Below are 15,481 nucleotides of genomic sequence, written 5' to 3' on the forward strand. Positions count from 1 at the left end.
TCACGCCACGCGACCATGATCCGCTGGTTTCTCACCACCTTCATCGCCGTGGCGATTCTCTCCAGCGCGCAGCCGTGGCTCAAAAAGCTCGGCATCGGGCGGCTACCTGGCGACGTCACGCTGCGCATTTTCGGCCGCGAGTATCCGCTGCCGTTCATGTCGACGCTCGTGCTTTCGATGGTGCTTTCGTTTCTCGTGCGCGCGCTCTGAACGCGCGCGCTCAACTGCTCAAGCCAAAGCGAGCGCGCCTTCCACCGCCGCCACGCGCGCCTGGTGCACGGCCTCCTTGATTTTCTCGGCGCCGCCGCGTTCGATCGAGCGCGCAATCGCCCCCGCATCCACGCCGCGCGCGGCCACGAGCGCCACACGCAGGCGCTCCGCTTGCGGATAAGGCGCGTTCTCCCAGTTCAGCCGCCCGCGCAAATCCGCCTCGCAAGACTGCAGCGCTTCGGCAAAACGCGCGGGTTTGCGCAGCGCGTCGCAACGTTCGAGCATGCGCACGAGCGCCGCCGCGCCCATGTCCATCACGCGATGCACGTTGCCGTGCTCGCGCGCGACCAGCACCGCCAGCTCGCGGCAATCGTTGGGCACGCGCAGGCGGTCGCACAGCGGTTTGAGCAGATCGACGCTGCGCCCTTCGTGGCCAATGTGACGCGGCAGCACGTCCTCGGGCGTCGTGCCCTTGCCGAGATCATGCGTGAGCGCCGCGAAGCGCACCGGCAGCGCGTAGCCCTGCGCGGCCGCATGGTCGATCACCATCATCACGTGCACGCCCGTATCGATTTCCGGGTGATAGTCCGCGCGCTGCGGTACGCCCCACAGCACGTCGACTTCGGGCAGCACGCGCGCGAGCGCGCCGCATTCGCGCAGCACCTCGAACATGCGCGAAGGCTTCGCTTCCATGAGACCGCGGGCGATTTCCTGCCACACGCGCTCGGGCACGAGTGCATCGACTTCGCCCAATGCGACCATCTCGCGCATGAGTTCAAGCGTTTCGGGCGCGACGGTGAAATCGGCGAAACGCGCCGCAAAGCGCGCGACGCGAAGAATGCGCACGGGGTCTTCGAGAAACGCGTCGCTCACGTGGCGAAACACGCGCGCTTCGAGATCGCGCGCGCCGCCGAACGGATCGACGACCTCTCCCGCGAGCACGCCGCCCGGCTGCATTTCCTGCGCCATCGCGTTCACGGTGAGATCGCGCCGCGCGAGATCTTCTTCGAGCGTCACGTCGGGCGCGTAGAAGAACTGGAAGCCGTGATAGCCTGCCGCCGTCTTGCGCTCGGTGCGCGCAAGCGCGTACTCCTCTTGCGTTTCGGGATGCAGAAAGACCGGAAAGTCCTTGCCCACCGGACGATAGCCCTGCGCGGCCATCTGCTCGGGCGTCGCGCCCACCACGACATAGTCGCGGTCGCGCACGGGCAGCCCGAGCATCTCGTCGCGGATCGCACCGCCTACGACATAGATCTTCATTCGTCGTCGCGTTCGTCGTCGGCGACGATGTGCGTTTCGCGGCGCGCCGCTTCGACCCACTCGGCCACCGCGGGCAGCGCGCTCACGCGCTGCGCGTACGTCGCCGCTTCGGGCGAGAGCTTCGGCTGGTAGCTATTGAAGCGCATGACGACCGGCGCGTACATCGCGTCGGCAATGGTGAATTCGCCGAACAGGAACGGCCCGCCGCTCGCGGCCAGGCACTCGCGCCAGAGCGCGTCGATGCGCGCGACGTCGGCGAGCGCGCCAGGCGTCGCGCCTGCGCCTGGCTTCACCTTGCGGATGTTCATCGGCATGTGGTTGCGCACTTCGCCGAAGCCCGAATGCATCTCGGCGCTCACGCTGCGCGCGCGGGCACGCACGTTCGCGTCGCGCGGCCACAGCGCGTGCTGCGCGAAGCGCTCGGCGAGCGTCTCGGCAATCGCGAGCGAATCCCACACGGCGAAGCCGTCGTCGCTAACGAGGCACGGCACCTTGCCCGACGCCGAGAACGCAAGGATCGAGGACTTGGTGCCGGGCTCGTCGAGCTCGATCAGCACCTCCTCGAACGCAATGCCGAAGTGCTTGAGCAGCACCCACGGGCGCATCGACCACGACGAATAGTTCTTGTCTCCGATTACGAGCTTCATTGTTCAAATGACCGTTGTGAGTTGAAAGAGCGCCGGCTGGTAGTCCGTTATTGGCTATCGACCGGCACTGGCGCGAAAGATGTTCAGCCGCGAGCGCAGCGAGGCGTCGGCGAGATAGAGCGGCGCGATCGTCTCGATGCTCGCGGGCTCGATATCGAGCTCGGGTGCGAGCGGCCCGGTCAGCACGCTGTCCACCTTCATCGAATCGAGATTATCGCGCGTGAGCACCGGCACGCCCGGCGCCATCTCGAACGAGAGCGCCTGCAGGCGCCCAAACGCGTCGGGCAGCCGCATGATGCGCGCGTGCCGGCCCACCACTTCGCCGCAATACTGCAGCAACTGTTCGAGCGTGTAGACCGTCGGGCCGCCGAGTTCGTAAGTGTGCCCGCTCGCGGCGTCGAGATCGAGCACGTTGACGATCGCCTTCGACACATCGCCCACGAACACCGGCTGGAACTTCGCGTCGGGCATGGCGAGCGGAATCATCGGAAAGAGCCGCTGCAGGAGCGCGAAACGGTTCAGGAAGGTGTCCTCAGGACCGAACACGACGGAAGGCCGGAAGATGGTCGTGGCGAGCGCCGTGGCCGCGTGCACGGCTTTCTCGCCGTCGCCCTTCGAGCGCAGGTACATGCTCGGCCCGCGCGGGTCGGCGCCGATGGCGCTGATGTGGATGAGGCGATGCACGCCCTTGCCCTCGCAGGCGGCGACGATCTTCGTGGGCAAGTCGACGTGCAGCTTCGCGAAGCCCGGGCCGTAGGGATCGCCGCGCCCGCCGTTGAGCGTGCCGACGAGATTGATGACCGCGTCCGCATTTTCGACGAAGGCCGCGAGCGCGACCGGATCGGACACATCGGCCTCGATCACGTCGACGGGCAGCAGGGTGAGATGGCGGGCGTTGTAGCGACGGCGGGTGGCGACGCGCACGTCCTTGCCCGCCTCGACGAGCGCGTTGACGAGATGGCTGCCGATGAATCCCGAACCGCCGATGACCGCAATGGCTTGATGTCTCATCTTCGACCTCCTCGGGCAGACGGCGCCGCCGCGTACGAGGTCCGGTTCGTCCCGCAGCGCGCCAGCCCGAAGACGGAGCACGCAGCGTGCCGTCATGCCGCGCGCGTTTCCGTATGAAGGGAAGCGGCGCGGCGTAACGGCCCGGCGCTTACGGCGAGATATAGCCGAGACGCGCCTTCAGCGATTGCGGACGGCCCTCGAACAGCGCCGCATAGTAGACCGTGTTCGACAACACGTTTTTCACGTAATCGCGGGTTTCCTGGAACGGAATGGTTTCCGCGAAGATGGCGCCCTCGACGCCGCCCTGCAAAGTCTGGCGCCATGCGCGCGGGCGCCCCGGCCCGGCGTTGTAGCCCGCGGTGGCGAGCACGGCGGAGCCGTCGAACTGATTGTAGATCATCGACAAATAGTTCGTTCCGAGCAGGATATTGGTGTCGAGATCGTTGAGCTGGTCGCGCGACAGGGGCCCGAGGCCGATCTTCTTCGCCACCATCTGCGCCGTGGCCGGCATGATCTGCATGAGACCGCTTGCGCCCACGCCCGACTTGGCGTTGAGAATGAAACGCGATTCCTGGCGAATCAGGCCGTAGGCCCATTCGACGTCGAGGCCGTTGGTCTGCGCGTCGCGTTCCACGACATCGCGGAACGGCGCGAGATAGCGCAGCGAGAAGTCGTGCTCCGTTTGCGTGCGGTCGGCCGTGTTGACGGTGCGGTCGAGCAGCTGGATGCGCTTCGCGTACTCGGCGACGGCGAGCAACTGCCGATCGCTCATGCCACGCAGCGGCCAGTTCCATTCGCGATTGCCTTCGAGTCGCAGGTTCAGCGCGTAAAACCGCTGCGCGAGCGCGAAGCCCGGTGTTTGCGCAGCCTGGGCGATTTCGGCGTCGCTAACCGTAGTCTTGGGCGGGATGGTGATCTTCTGGCCGAGTTCTTCGGTGGCGAGCTGGCCGTAGAAGTCATAGCCCTGCGAGATCGACGCGAATTCCTGGTTCGCCTGCCCTGTTTCGCCGGCCTGCTTGAGCGCCCGTGCGTGCCAGTAGACCCACGACGGTTGCGCGCGCAGCGCGGCGGGCATCTGTTCGATGGACCAGCGCACCATGGTCCAGTCTCCGCCCAGCAGCGCGGCGCGCGTACGCCATTCGTAAGCCGGGTTCGAGAGCGGCGCGTTGGCCGAGAGGCGATACCAGTCGAGTGCGGCGGGCAGACGCTTTTGCGCCGCCTGATAGCCGATCGTGCCCCAGCCGATCGTGCGCTCCGGCGACGTGAGCTGCGGCGCGACGGCGGCGTAGGTCGCCGCGGCCATGGCCGGATCGTTGCGTGCCATCACGGTGACGGCCAGCAGTGCGAGCTGATGCGACTGCGGATCGCCGGAAACCCCTTGCGCGAGCGTGAGCGGCGGCGTGCTCACTGCCTGGCTGAATGCGGTCGGGTCGGGACGCTGCGAAAGGCCGTCGAGCAGCTTGGCGCCGGTCGAGGTCTGGTTCTGCTCGTAGGCGAGGCGGATCTGCTGCCAGACGTCGTCGCTCGAGAACTGGCCTTTGATGGCAAGCGCGGTGATGAGATCGACGCAGCCGTCGCCGTAATAGCGCGGCTCGGTGAGCAGCGCGCGCGCATCGTTCGCGACGTTCTCGCCGCGCGCCGCGCGCGACTCCAGCGCGTAGCACTTCACTTGCGTGTCGTCGTTGAGTACGAAGTGCGAATATTGCTGGTCGAAGTTCGCCCAGTCGTGGCGCGCGCCGAGCACGGTCAGATAGTCGTTGCGCAGGCGGTCGGCGATCGCCTGGCCGTCGTAGCGCTGCAGGAACGACAGCACCGGTGCGTCAGGCGCGTCGATGCGCGCGTGGCCTTGCGAATCGAACAGCTGCGGCTTGAGCTGGAAGTATTCGAGATACGACGGCGCCGGGTAATCGGGAATCATCGCAGCGAGTTGCGCGGCGCGCGCGGGATCGTTGTTGCGCGCGGCTTCGCGAAGCTGGATGAAAGTCTGATCGTCGTTGGAAAGGACTGCGCCTACGGGCAACGCGACGGGGCGCACGGCGTCCGCCGTGCTGCATGCTACGAGTGCCGCGGCAGTCAGTGCGAGACCGACCACGCGATATACTCGGACAAGGCGTTTGGACATCGTTATTTCTGGAGCGCGAGGTGAACCCAAGCATAGCACGCAACCCTCACACGGAATCCAAAAAGGACTGGCGTACAAGGCTGCTTCCTCGGCGAATTGAGGCGGCTTCCGACGTGGCAATCGGTGCGGCACTGACGGCTCGTCTCGATGCGCTCGTCACGCAATTTTCGCCGCGTTCGATCGGGTTCTATTGGCCCTTGCGCGGCGAGTTCGATGCGCGCGCCTGGATCACCGCCTGGCTCGCCGCCGATGCGTCACGCCGCGCCGCCCTGCCCGCCATTGCCGAGCGCCACGCGCCGCTCGTCTTTCACGGCTGGACGCCGGACGCACCGATGCGCGAAGGCCATCACGGGATACTCGAGCCGCAATCGCGCGATGTGATCGTGCCCGATCTTCTCTTCGTGCCCTGCGTGGGTTTCGATCGCGACGGCTATCGCCTCGGTTACGGCGGCGGCTACTACGACCGCACGCTGGCCGCGTGGCCTGGCGAGACGGTGCCCGTCACGGTCGGCATTGCGTATGAAGCGTGCCGCATCGACGACGGCGTGCTTGCGCGCGAGGCACACGACCTGCCGCTCGACGCCGTGGTGACCGACGCCGCCACGCATCTTTGCCAACGTTCACGTGAGCGCTGAAAGCGCCTTAGTCGCTCAAAGCGAAGCCGCCGCGCGCGCGGCCGTGTCATAGAGCCCCGACGCATTGCGCATGAGTTGCGCGGCGTCGCCGATCTGCTGGTTCGTGAGGCCGCTTTCCTTGAGCGTCGCGATGAGGCAACTCTCGCGCACGTCGCGGTAGCGCAGGCACAGGTCATGGCCTTCCGGCGTGACCGAAAAGAAGACTTCCTTGCCGGTCTTTTCGCTTTTTACATACCCTCTGGAGACGAGCTTCTTCAACGCGTACGTGGCCACGTGCGTGTCCTCGATGTTGAGCACGAAGCAGATATCCGCGAGCTTTTTGCGCCGCTCGCGATGGCCGACATGATGGAGCAGCGACACCTCGATCGGCGTCATGTCCTTCACGCCCGCCGCCGACATGCAGCGCACCATCCAGCGGTTGAACGCATTGCTCGCCATGATGAGCGCGTACTCGAACTCTGAAAGCTCGGCGCTCGATTCGGAGACGAGATGTTCGGACGAAACGATCTTGGTCGGCTGGCGCGACATGACAGATAACCCGGTAGTCGGTGGTCTAAAAGGCAAAACGGCGTGGCGTGAGTGTAATTGCAGTGTGTTTTCAGTGCGCCTGGCGAAAACGCTTATTGATAAATTGTAGATAATTTATCGACAATGTACGCTAGGAAGGAACGGCACCGGCCGTCCCCGTGCGCCGATTTTCGACCGGTCGAAACCGCCCCCTGATCGATTCAACATGCCGAATTCTGACCCTCGCATTTTTCCTCTCGGTGACGAAGCGCTCGTCTGCGAAGCGCCGCCGCCCGCCACGCTCGAGGTCCAGCGCCGCGTCTGGGCCGTCGCCGCGCTCGCGCGCGGCTGGGCGCCGGTGCGCGAAGTGGTGCCCGGCATGAACAACCTGACGATCACCTTCGATCCGCTCTCGGCCGACGCCGCGGCACTCGCCGGCGCGCTTCGGGACGCATGGCGCGACGCCGAAGACGCGAGCGCGGCAGGCCGCGACGTCGAGATACCCGTGATCTATGGCGGCGAAGACGGCCCCGATCTCGAAGCGGTCGCGCAGCACTGCGCGCTCGCTGCCGCCGACGTCGCCGCGCGCCATGCGGCGGCCGTCTACACGGTGTTCTTCCTCGGCTTTCAACCCGGCTTCGCCTATCTCGGCGGTCTCGAACCCGCGCTGCACACGCCGCGGCGCCGTGAGCCGCGCCTTGCCGTCCCCGCCGGATCGGTGGGCATCGGCGGGGAGCAGACGGGCATTTATCCGGCCGCCTCGCCAGGCGGCTGGCAACTGATCGGCCGCACCGCCGCGAAGCTGTTCGACCCTTCGCGCAATCCGCCTTCGCTCCTCATGCCAGGCGACCGCGTGCGTTTCACCATCGCGGAGCTCCACGCATGATCGAAGTACTTCGCGCGGGCCTGCTCACCACGGTCCAGGATCTCGGCCGCCCCGGCTACCGGCATCTGGGCGTCGCAACCGGCGGCGCGCTCGATACGCTCGCGCTCGAAGTGGGCAACCGCCTCGTCGGCAACCGGCCCGACGCCGCTGGCGTGGAAATCACCTTCGGCCCCGTCGCGCTGCGTTTCGCGCGCGCCACGCGCGTTGCCATTACCGGCACGGACTTCGGCGCGACCCTCGGCGGCCGCCCGGTCTGGTCGTGGTGGAGCCTGCCCGTGGCGGCCGGCGAGGAACTCGTGCTCAACGGCGCGAAGCGTGGCATGCGCGCCTATGTGTGCGTGGCCGGCGGCATCGACGTGCTGCCCATGCTCGGCTCGCGCAGCACCGACCTCGCGGCGGGCTTCGGCGGCCTCGCGGGCCGCGCGCTCAAAGACGGCGACCGTCTCGCCACCGGCGCCTCGTTCGCGCCGGGCCGCGAGCGCGCCGCGCTCGACCCGGGCGCGCCGGCCTTCGGCGTGAAGGCGCCCGTGTGGTGCAACTTCGCGTTGGCGGACGACCCGCATCACCGGCGCGGACGCCATCCGGACGGCATGGCGTGGGCCGTGCCCGTGCGCGTGCTGCGCGGCCCCGAGTACGACAGCTTCACACCCGAGGCGCAGCGCGCGCTCTGGTCCGATGAATGGCAGATCACCCCCAACAGCAACCGCATGGGCTTCCGGCTCACGGGCACGCCGCTCGCGCGCACGAACAGCGCGGATCTGCTCTCGCATGCCGTGCTGCCCGGCACGATCCAGGTGCCGCCGAGCGGCCAGCCCATCGTGCTGATGGCCGACGCGCAGACCACCGGCGGCTACCCGAAGATCGGCTCCGTGATTCGCGCCGACTGGTGGAAGCTCGCCCAGGTGCGGCTGACCGGTGGCGTGCGTTTCGTGGAAGCGACGCCGGCCGCCGCGCGCGCGGCGCTGGAAGAGGAACGGGCGTATTTGCGGCAGATCGACGCCGCGATCGCCATGCACGACGAGCGCCTTGCGAGCCGCCGCGCGACCGCGGCTGCGAGCGCGTGATTTTCAAGCACCATCGGTAACACGAGCAGTAAGAGGAACACACCATGACCACCATCGATCTGAACGCCGATCTCGGCGAAGGCTGCGGCTCCGACGAGGCGCTGCTCGACCTCGTGAGCTCCGCCAACATTGCGTGCGGCTGGCACGCGGGCGGCGCCAATGCCATGCGCGAATGCGTGCGCTGGGCCGTGGAAAAAGGCGTGTCGATCGGCGCGCATCCGAGCTTCAACGACCCCGAGAACTTCGGCCGCAAGGAGATGAACCTGCCGCCCGAGGAAATCTACGCGGGCGTGCTTTATCAGCTTGGCGCGCTTTCCGCGATCGCCCAGGCCGAAGGCGGACGCATCGCCCACGTGAAGCCGCACGGCGCGCTCTACAACCAGGCCGCGCGTGACCCGCAGATCGCCGAGGCAATCGTCTCCGCCGTGCACGACTTCGATCCGTCCGTGACGGTCTTCGCGCTCGCGGGCAGCGGCCTCGTGACGGCCGCGCGCGAAGCGGGGCTCGTGGCCATCGAGGAAGTGTTCGCCGACCGCGGCTATCGCGCGGACGGCTCGCTCGTGCCGCGCAGCGAGCCGGGCGCGCTGCTCGACGACGAAGACACCGTGCTCGCGCGCACGCTCGCGATGATCCGCGAGCGGCGCGTGCAGGCCGTGAACGGCGCCTGGGTGCCGCTCAACGCGCAGACCATTTGCCTGCACGGCGACGGCCCGCACGCGCTCGCGTTCGCGCGGCGCATCCGCACGGCGCTCGACGACGCAGGCATCGGCGTGCGCGCGGCGGGGGCCGGCGAAGTCTGACGCACGCGAGCTTCCATGCAGCAAAGCGCGCGGCATGCGCCGCGCGCCGCTCGAGCCGTATCACCGAAGGTAATCGCCTGGCAATCTCTCGGCAGCGCAAGCTTGCCAAGCGTAGTTGTACCCAGCAGGTTCGTAGTTGCACGAACGGCCATCAGAGCCGCGAAGTCAATGCCGCTACCCGCGGCAATCAACGACAAGCCAATACGTTTGGAGATCCACATGCAGAGCACCGTCAACTTATGGCCGCTGATCGGCGTGGCCGTCATCATCGCCGGCTTCCTGTTACGCTTCAATCCGATGCTGATCGTCGCCGCGGCGGCCGTCGTCACCGGTTTCGCCGGGGGCTTTCCGGTGGCGAAGATTCTCGCCGCCATCGGCACCGGCTTCATCAAGACCCGCAACATTCCGCTCATCATCCTGTTGCCGCTCGCCGTGATCGGGCTGCTGGAGCGCCACGGCCTGCGTGAGCGCGCGCAGATCTGGATCGGCAGCATCAAGGCGGCCACCGCCGGGCGTCTGCTCATCGTCTATCTGCTCGTGCGCGAGCTGACCGCCGCCGTCGGCTTGACGGGCCTGGGCGGCCATCCGCAGATGGTGCGGCCGCTCATCGCGCCGATGGCCGAAGGCGCCACTGAAAACCGCTTCGGCAAGCTCTCCGACGCCGTGCGCTACAAGCTGCGCGCCTACTCGGCCGCGACCGACAACGTGGGCCTCTTCTTCGGCGAGGACATCTTCGTCGCGTTCGGCGCGATCGTGCTGATGGTCACGCTGCTCAAGGAAGCGGGCGTTTCGGTGGAGCCGATCCATGTGGCGTTTTGGGGTATTCCCACGGCGATCTGCGCGTTTCTGATTCACGGCGCGCGGCTCTGGCTGCTCGATCGCAAGCTCGAACGCGAACTGGGCGGCCCGCGCGGCGCGACCGACGTCAAGGCTGCGGCTGCAGACCGTGCACAGGGAGACGAAGCATGACGCTCACCCTCAACTGGCTCTTCTGGCTGCTCGGCATCGTGCTGCTCATCGTCGGCGGCATGATCGTGATGGACCGCGAGCATCCGCGCCGCTTCACGGCGGGCGGCTTCTGGCTGCTCTACGCGCTCATCTTTCTCGTCGGCGACCTGCTGCCCGCCGAAGTCGTAGGTGTGCTCGTGCTCGCCATGGCGCTGATCGCGGGTCTCGGCGGCGTGACGGCCGCAAAGCCCAAGGTGCTTGCGCTCGAAACGCGTCTCGCCAACGCGAAGCGTCTGGGCAACAAGCTCTTCGTGCCGGCGCTCACCATTCCCGTCGTCACCGTCGTGCTCACGCTCGCGGCAAGCCATCTCGTGTTCGGCGGCAAGCCGTTCATCGACCCGAAGAACGTCACGCTGATCGGCTTCGGCATTGGCTGCGTGATCGCGCTCGTCATTGCCTGCATCATCACGCGCGACAGCGTCGGCCAGTCGATGAAGGAGACGCGCCGCCTCGTCGATGCGCTTTCGTGGGCCGCCGTCCTGCCGCAAATGCTCGGCATGCTCGGCCTCGTGTTCTCGGACGCCGGCGTGGGCAAGGCCGTTGCGCACGTGACGACGTCGTACATCAACATGGACGTGCGCTTCGTTGCCGTCGTGGTCTATTGCGTGGGCATGGCGCTCTTCACAATCATCATGGGCAACGGCTTCGCCGCGTTTCCGGTGATGACGGGCGGCGTGGGCGTGCCGGTGCTGGTGGGCGTGTTCCACGTCAATCCGGCGATGATGGCCGCCATCGGCATGTTCTCGGGCTATTGCGGGACGCTCATGACGCCGATGGCCGCAAACTTCAACATGGTGCCCGCCGCGCTGCTTGAACTGCCCGACAAGAACGCGGTGATACGCGTGCAGGTGCCCACGGCGCTGGGCGTACTCGCGGCGAATATCGTGCTGCTGAATGTGTTCGGGTTTTGACGACTCGTACGCGCGCGGTTGCAAAAAAGCCGGCGAAAGCCGGCTTTTTTGCTTTCAGGCCGCGAGAGCGTCGCTGAATGGCTGCGCTCCTGATCGAGCGTAAAGACCCAACCCGACCCAACCCGACCCAACCCGGCTCAACCCGGCTCAACCCGGCTCAACCCGGATCGACGTTGAACCCACGCTGGCGCAGCAGCTGGAGCACGCCTCTCGGGCCGCCCAGGTGCAGCGCGCCCACGGCCACGAAGAGCGGCTTGTTGGGCGCCACGTACTGCTGCATGCGCGAGACGAAACGCCGGTTGCGCTCGTAGACGATGCGGTTATCGACCGACGCCGCCACGCGCGCGTCGTGAGAGAGCTTTTCGGTGCGCGCCGATTCCCACGCGGAGATCGCGTCGGCGTCGCCCACGCGCCATAGGTGCAGGAGCGTCTGCACGTCGGACACGTTTTGCGCGGGCGTCTGCGCGAGGTCCTGCGCGAGCATTTCGCGCTGTTGCGCGAGGCTCAGGTTCGTGAAGGCGCGCATCTGCTCGGCGAGCGTCTCCAGCCCGACAATGCGGCGGCCCTTCCAGCGCAGGAACACGTTCTGCAACTGCGCCTCGGTGCCGTACTCGGTCTGCAGGCCGGCGCTCAGCGAATCGTAGGTTTCCACGAGCAGCGAGGCGAGCCACGGCCGCATCTTGCGGATCTCGGCGAGCGCTTCCGGATTGCCGCGCATGCGCGCTTCAAGCTTCTGCCAGAGCGGATCGGGCAGGAGGCCCGGCAGGCAGGGCCGCTTGCACACGCCATATTTCGAGACGTCGTCCTGGGAAACGAGCAGATCGTCGGGGGAAAGTTCGAGCGCGAGAATGGGCGACGCGGCGAGCGCCGCGAGAATCTGCGGGCGAAACGGCTGGCCGGGCGGGTAGTCGGCGGGGTCGCCCACATGGAGCGTGCCGAGCAGATAGATCGTGAGATTGCCGCGCGTGGCGACATAGAACGGCATGCGCGCAGGCTGGGTGCGCACCGGGCCGCCAGCCGTCGTGCCCGATGCGTAGCTCGGCACGGCCGGCGCGGCGTGAAAGCCGGGAATACCGCCGTTCGCGCCGCGAGCGGAACCGGGCGGCATGGGCACGGCCGGGTGCAACCCGGGCGTGTTGGCGACGGCACCGCCAGCGAACGCCGAGCCCGGCGCGCCTGCGAGAAAGCCGATCGCAAGCGCCAGCGTGAGCGCCACGCGCACCGCATCGATCGACGCCGTCTTCAACGCCGCACGGAACGCCACAGCGAATGCCACGCGAAAAGCCACACCGAATGTCACACGAACAGCCGTACACAGCCCGGCCACCATGGCAAAAGCGGCAGCCGGAATGATTGAAAGAACGGCGGAGAAAACGTTGGAAAAAACAGTGAAAAAGGCGGCACGACGGCCGCCCATCGACTGGCGGCGCGTAGCAATAAAACGACGCGCCGCCGTCGCTTCAGGCCGGCATGGGCCGCCCATCCTCTTCCCCCACCTCCTCTGCACGATGGCAGGATACCTGACGGCCGTCCACTTCGCGAAGTGCAGGCACTTCCTTACGACACCGATCGACCGCGTATGGACAACGTTGATGGAACGTGCAACCAGACGGCGGGTTGAGCGGCGAAGGCAATTCGCCCTCGAGCTTGATCTTCACGCGGCGGTCCGCTTCGAAGATCGCGGGCGTGGCCGAAAGCAGCGAGCGGGTGTACGGATGGCGCGGCCGCGAGATCACCGTGTGCTTGTCGCCCAGTTCCGCCACGCCGCCCAGATACATCACCATCACGTCGTCGGCAATGTGCTCGACCACGGCCAGGTTGTGCGAAATGAACACGTAGCTCGTGCGGAACTGCTCCTGCAAGTCCATGAACAGATTGAGAATCTGAGCCTGGATCGAGACGTCGAGCGCGGAAACCGGCTCGTCGGCCACGACGATCTGCGGGTCGAGAATCATGGCGCGCGCGATCGCCACGCGCTGGCGCTGGCCGCCCGAAAACATGTGCGGATAGCGCTTGGCGTGCTCGGGCCGCAGGCCGACGATGCGCATCATGTGCGCGATGCGGTCAGCGCGCTCGCTCGCCGTGAGCCGCGTGTTGATGGCGAGCGGCTCGCCGAGGGTCTGCTCCACGGTCTTGCGCGGATTGAGCGAGGCGAACGGGTTCTGGAACACCATCTGCACGCGGCGGCGCAGCGCGGCGATCTTCGCCGCGTTTGCGTGCGCAACGTCCTCGCCGTCGATGGTGAGCTTGCCCGCGGTGGGCGGCTCGATCATCGTGAGCTGGCGCGCTAGCGTCGATTTGCCGCAGCCGGACTCGCCCACCACGGCGAGCGTGCGCCCGCGCGTGAGCGAGAACGACACGCCATTGAGCGCCTTCACGGTGCCCGTGCCGAACATGCCGCGCTTGACGGAGTAATGCTTTTTGAGGTTTTCCGCGACGAGAACCTTATCGTCCTCATGAGCCGCGTGTTGCTGGACTGCGTTCATCGCGCGCCTCCTTTGGTCAGGTTAGTCAGGTTCACCGCTGCGTTCAGCGGCTTGATGCAGCGCACTTGCGCATCGCCGCTCTCATCGGTCACCGCGTCGAGCGCAGGCCGCGCCTTCATGCAGTCGTCCACCACGTACTTGCAGCGCGGCGCGAAGAGACAGCCGCTCGGCCGGTCGTCGCGGCCGGGCACCATGCCGGGCAGCGCGGCAAGACGCATCGCCCCCTTGTTGTGCTCGGGAATCGCGGCGAGCAGCGCTTCCGTGTATGGATGATGCGGACGCGAAAAGATGTCCGGCACGCGGTTCGTTTCGATGATCTCGCCCGCGTACATCACGGCCACGCGTTGCGCGACTTCGGAAACCACGGCCAGATCGTGAGAGATCAGCACGAGCGCCATGCCGCGGTCCTTCTGCAGACGCACGAGCAACTCCATGATCTGCGCCTGGATCGTCACGTCGAGCGCCGTGGTGGGCTCGTCGGCGATCAGCAGCTTCGGGTTGCAGGCCACGGCCATCGCGATCATCACGCGCTGGTTCATGCCGCCCGACATCTGGTGCGGGAAGTTGTCGATACGGTTCTTCGCGTCGGGAATGCCCACCTGGTCGAGCAGTTCCAGCGCGCGCGTGTTGAGCGCCGAGCCGCGCAGACCTTCGTGCAGCTTGAGCACTTCCTTGATCTGATAACCGATGGTGTAGCTCGGGTTCAGGCTCGTGAGCGCGTCCTGGAACACCATGGCGATGTCCTTGCCCACGATGCGGCGGCGCTCCTTGCCAGTGGCATTGAGAAGATCGCGGCCGTCGAACGTGATCGAATCGGCGCTCACCTTGCCGGGGGCGTCGATGAGGCCCATCAGCGCCATCATCGTCACGCTCTTGCCCGAGCCCGATTCGCCGACGATGCCGAGCACTTCGCCAGGCGCGACCGACAGATTCACCCGGTCAACGGCGGGCAGGCCGTTGAAGTTCACCGCCAGATTGCGGATAGTCAAAAGGTCTTGAGTCATGTCAGGCCATCCGCTTGAGCTTGGGATCGAGCGCGTCGCGCAGCCCGTCGCCGAGCAGGTTGATCGCGAGGACCGAAATGAGGATGGACAGACCCGGCATCGTGACGATCCACCATGCGCTGTCGATGTAGTCGCGCGCCGAGGCGAGCATCGCGCCCCACTCTGCACGCGGCGGCTGAACGCCCAGGCCGAGGAAGCCGAGCGCGGCGGCGTCGAGAATCGCCGAGCTAAAGCCGAGCGTCGCCTGCACGATGAGCGGAGCCGTACAGTTGGGCAGCACCTGCGAGAACATCAGGCGCAGCGTGCCGGCACCGGCCACGCGTGAAGCGGTCACGTACTCCTTGTGCAGTTCGCCCAAGGCCGAACCGCGCGTGAGACGCACGTAACCGGGCAGCGCCACGATCGCGATCGCGAGCATGGTGTTCGTGAGGCCCGGACCGATGATCGCGACCACGGCGACCGCGAGCAAGAGCGAGGGCAGCGCGAGCAGCACGTCCATGAGACGCATGATGGGCGTATCGGCCCACTTCTCGAAGAACGCGGCCACGAGCCCGAGCACGATGCCCGGAATCAGCGCGAGCACGACCGAGACGCAGCCGATCCACAGCGAAAGCCGCGCGCCGTACATGAGACGCGAGAGGATGTCGCGGCCCGCTTCGTCGGTGCCGAGGATGAACTTCCAGTTGCCGCCGTCGAGCCACGCGGGCGGAATCTTCACGTAGTCGCGATATTGCTCGATGGGGCTGTGCGGTGCGACCAACGGCGCGAAGATCGCGAGGAAGACGAGCAGCAGCACGATCACGCCGGCGCCGACGGCGCCCTTGTTGCGCGAGAAGTTCGCCCAGAATTCGCGCAGCACGAGTGCGCGGCCCGAAGGCGGCGTGACGGCGCGAGGCACGGTGTTCTGAATGTCAGCCATCATGCCTCCTG

General features: G+C 66.7%; 16 protein-coding genes. 7 read left to right on the top strand and 9 right to left on the bottom strand.

Annotated elements, in window-relative coordinates; all coding sequences use genetic code 11:
* The first annotated feature begins 15 nt into the window (after positions 1-15).
* Entirely contained in the window at positions 16-210 is a 195-nt protein-coding gene (locus tag M3I54_RS27350) for a DUF2905 domain-containing protein (RefSeq protein ID WP_254341789.1), read from the top strand.
* A gap of 18 nt (positions 211-228) precedes the next feature.
* Here the strand turns inward: M3I54_RS27350 and M3I54_RS27355 are convergent, their stop codons facing one another.
* The 4 genes from M3I54_RS27355 to M3I54_RS27370 form a co-directional block, all read right to left on the bottom strand.
* Positions 229-1,470, bottom strand: a complete 1,242-nt coding sequence (locus tag M3I54_RS27355) for a multifunctional CCA addition/repair protein (protein ID WP_254341790.1) — start codon at positions 1,468-1,470, stop codon at positions 229-231.
* Positions 1,467-2,117, bottom strand: a complete 651-nt coding sequence (locus M3I54_RS27360; RefSeq protein ID WP_254341791.1) for a glutathione S-transferase family protein — start codon at positions 2,115-2,117, stop codon at positions 1,467-1,469. Before M3I54_RS27360 ends, M3I54_RS27355 begins: the two co-directional genes overlap by 4 nt.
* Positions 2,118-2,171: 54 nt before the next feature.
* Positions 2,172-3,128 (bottom strand): complex I NDUFA9 subunit family protein, encoded by a 957-nt coding sequence (locus M3I54_RS27365; protein ID WP_254341792.1) that lies wholly within the window; start codon positions 3,126-3,128, stop codon positions 2,172-2,174.
* A gap of 148 nt (positions 3,129-3,276) precedes the next feature.
* Entirely contained in the window at positions 3,277-5,250 is a 1,974-nt protein-coding gene (locus M3I54_RS27370; protein ID WP_254341793.1) for a lytic transglycosylase domain-containing protein, read from the bottom strand.
* An 8-nt stretch (positions 5,251-5,258) separates the two neighbouring features.
* Between M3I54_RS27370 and M3I54_RS27375 the strand changes: the two genes are divergently transcribed.
* On the top strand, positions 5,259-5,885 hold the full coding sequence (locus tag M3I54_RS27375) for a 5-formyltetrahydrofolate cyclo-ligase (RefSeq protein ID WP_254341820.1): 627 nt from the start codon (positions 5,259-5,261) through the stop codon (positions 5,883-5,885).
* Positions 5,886-5,900: 15 nt separating this feature from the next.
* Here M3I54_RS27375 and M3I54_RS27380 read toward each other — a convergent pair whose 3' ends face one another.
* Positions 5,901-6,413: a winged helix DNA-binding protein gene (locus M3I54_RS27380; protein ID WP_112169842.1), complete on the bottom strand. Its 513-nt coding sequence runs from the start codon at positions 6,411-6,413 to the stop codon at positions 5,901-5,903.
* 205 nt (positions 6,414-6,618) lie between these two features.
* Here M3I54_RS27380 and pxpB point away from each other — a divergent pair, with 205 nt between their 5' ends.
* The 5 genes from pxpB to M3I54_RS27405 all read left to right on the top strand — a co-directional run bounded on the left by pxpB (position 6,619) and on the right by M3I54_RS27405 (position 11,061).
* The gene (pxpB, locus tag M3I54_RS27385; protein WP_254341794.1) at positions 6,619-7,278 is read left to right on the top strand and encodes a 5-oxoprolinase subunit PxpB; all 660 of its coding nucleotides are present in this window, start codon (positions 6,619-6,621) and stop codon (positions 7,276-7,278) included.
* Positions 7,275-8,342, top strand: coding sequence for a biotin-dependent carboxyltransferase family protein (locus tag M3I54_RS27390; RefSeq protein WP_254341795.1), 1,068 nt, complete (start codon positions 7,275-7,277; stop codon positions 8,340-8,342). The genes pxpB and M3I54_RS27390 overlap by 4 nt, the downstream gene beginning before the upstream one ends.
* 44 nt (positions 8,343-8,386) lie before the next feature.
* A complete protein-coding gene (pxpA, locus tag M3I54_RS27395; protein WP_254341796.1) occupies positions 8,387-9,142 on the top strand; it encodes a 5-oxoprolinase subunit PxpA in 756 nt (251 codons plus the stop codon).
* A gap of 219 nt (positions 9,143-9,361) precedes the next feature.
* A complete protein-coding gene (locus M3I54_RS27400) occupies positions 9,362-10,111 on the top strand; it encodes a DUF969 domain-containing protein (RefSeq protein WP_254341797.1) in 750 nt (249 codons plus the stop codon).
* A complete protein-coding gene (locus tag M3I54_RS27405) occupies positions 10,108-11,061 on the top strand; it encodes a DUF979 domain-containing protein (RefSeq protein WP_254341798.1) in 954 nt (317 codons plus the stop codon). Before M3I54_RS27400 ends, M3I54_RS27405 begins: the two co-directional genes overlap by 4 nt.
* A gap of 157 nt (positions 11,062-11,218) precedes the next feature.
* Here the strand turns inward: M3I54_RS27405 and M3I54_RS27410 are convergent, their stop codons facing one another.
* The 4 genes from M3I54_RS27410 to M3I54_RS27425 form a co-directional block, all read right to left on the bottom strand.
* Positions 11,219-12,391 (bottom strand): TraB/GumN family protein, encoded by a 1,173-nt coding sequence (locus M3I54_RS27410; RefSeq protein ID WP_254341799.1) that lies wholly within the window; start codon positions 12,389-12,391, stop codon positions 11,219-11,221.
* A 130-nt stretch (positions 12,392-12,521) separates the two neighbouring features.
* Positions 12,522-13,547 (bottom strand): peptide ABC transporter ATP-binding protein, encoded by a 1,026-nt coding sequence (locus M3I54_RS27415; protein ID WP_254341800.1) that lies wholly within the window; start codon positions 13,545-13,547, stop codon positions 12,522-12,524.
* Positions 13,544-14,551, bottom strand: coding sequence for an ABC transporter ATP-binding protein (locus M3I54_RS27420; protein WP_254341801.1), 1,008 nt, complete (start codon positions 14,549-14,551; stop codon positions 13,544-13,546). Before M3I54_RS27420 ends, M3I54_RS27415 begins: the two co-directional genes overlap by 4 nt.
* 1 nt (position 14,552) lies before the next feature.
* Complete coding sequence (locus M3I54_RS27425) at positions 14,553-15,470, bottom strand: ABC transporter permease subunit (protein WP_254341821.1); 918 nt, start codon at positions 15,468-15,470, stop codon at positions 14,553-14,555.
* Positions 15,471-15,481 lie beyond the last annotated feature (11 nt).

Origin of the sequence: Paraburkholderia sp. CNPSo 3274 (genome assembly GCF_024206475.1) — a bacterium.
Classification (GTDB): Bacteria; Pseudomonadota; Gammaproteobacteria; order Burkholderiales; family Burkholderiaceae; genus Paraburkholderia.

What these genes read in the sequence shown, in the direction of transcription:
- M3I54_RS27350 (WP_254341789.1), top strand. Translation starts at nt 16, where the DNA reads ATGATCCGCTGGTTTCTCACCACCTTCATCGCCGTGGCGATTCTCTCC.
- M3I54_RS27355 (WP_254341790.1), bottom strand. Translation starts at nt 1,470, where the DNA reads ATGAAGATCTATGTCGTAGGCGGTGCGATCCGCGACGAGATGCTCGGG.
- M3I54_RS27360 (WP_254341791.1), bottom strand. Translation starts at nt 2,117, where the DNA reads ATGAAGCTCGTAATCGGAGACAAGAACTATTCGTCGTGGTCGATGCGC.
- M3I54_RS27365 (WP_254341792.1), bottom strand. Translation starts at nt 3,128, where the DNA reads ATGAGACATCAAGCCATTGCGGTCATCGGCGGTTCGGGATTCATCGGC.
- M3I54_RS27370 (WP_254341793.1), bottom strand. Translation starts at nt 5,250, where the DNA reads ATGTCCAAACGCCTTGTCCGAGTATATCGCGTGGTCGGTCTCGCACTG.
- M3I54_RS27380 (WP_112169842.1), bottom strand. Translation starts at nt 6,413, where the DNA reads ATGTCGCGCCAGCCGACCAAGATCGTTTCGTCCGAACATCTCGTCTCC.
- pxpB (WP_254341794.1), top strand. Translation starts at nt 6,619, where the DNA reads ATGCCGAATTCTGACCCTCGCATTTTTCCTCTCGGTGACGAAGCGCTC.
- M3I54_RS27390 (WP_254341795.1), top strand. Translation starts at nt 7,275, where the DNA reads ATGATCGAAGTACTTCGCGCGGGCCTGCTCACCACGGTCCAGGATCTC.
- pxpA (WP_254341796.1), top strand. Translation starts at nt 8,387, where the DNA reads ATGACCACCATCGATCTGAACGCCGATCTCGGCGAAGGCTGCGGCTCC.
- M3I54_RS27400 (WP_254341797.1), top strand. Translation starts at nt 9,362, where the DNA reads ATGCAGAGCACCGTCAACTTATGGCCGCTGATCGGCGTGGCCGTCATC.
- M3I54_RS27405 (WP_254341798.1), top strand. Translation starts at nt 10,108, where the DNA reads ATGACGCTCACCCTCAACTGGCTCTTCTGGCTGCTCGGCATCGTGCTG.
- M3I54_RS27410 (WP_254341799.1), bottom strand. Translation starts at nt 12,391, where the DNA reads ATGGTGGCCGGGCTGTGTACGGCTGTTCGTGTGACATTCGGTGTGGCT.
- M3I54_RS27415 (WP_254341800.1), bottom strand. Translation starts at nt 13,547, where the DNA reads ATGAACGCAGTCCAGCAACACGCGGCTCATGAGGACGATAAGGTTCTC.
- M3I54_RS27420 (WP_254341801.1), bottom strand. Translation starts at nt 14,551, where the DNA reads ATGACTCAAGACCTTTTGACTATCCGCAATCTGGCGGTGAACTTCAAC.
- M3I54_RS27425 (WP_254341821.1), bottom strand. Translation starts at nt 15,470, where the DNA reads ATGGCTGACATTCAGAACACCGTGCCTCGCGCCGTCACGCCGCCTTCG.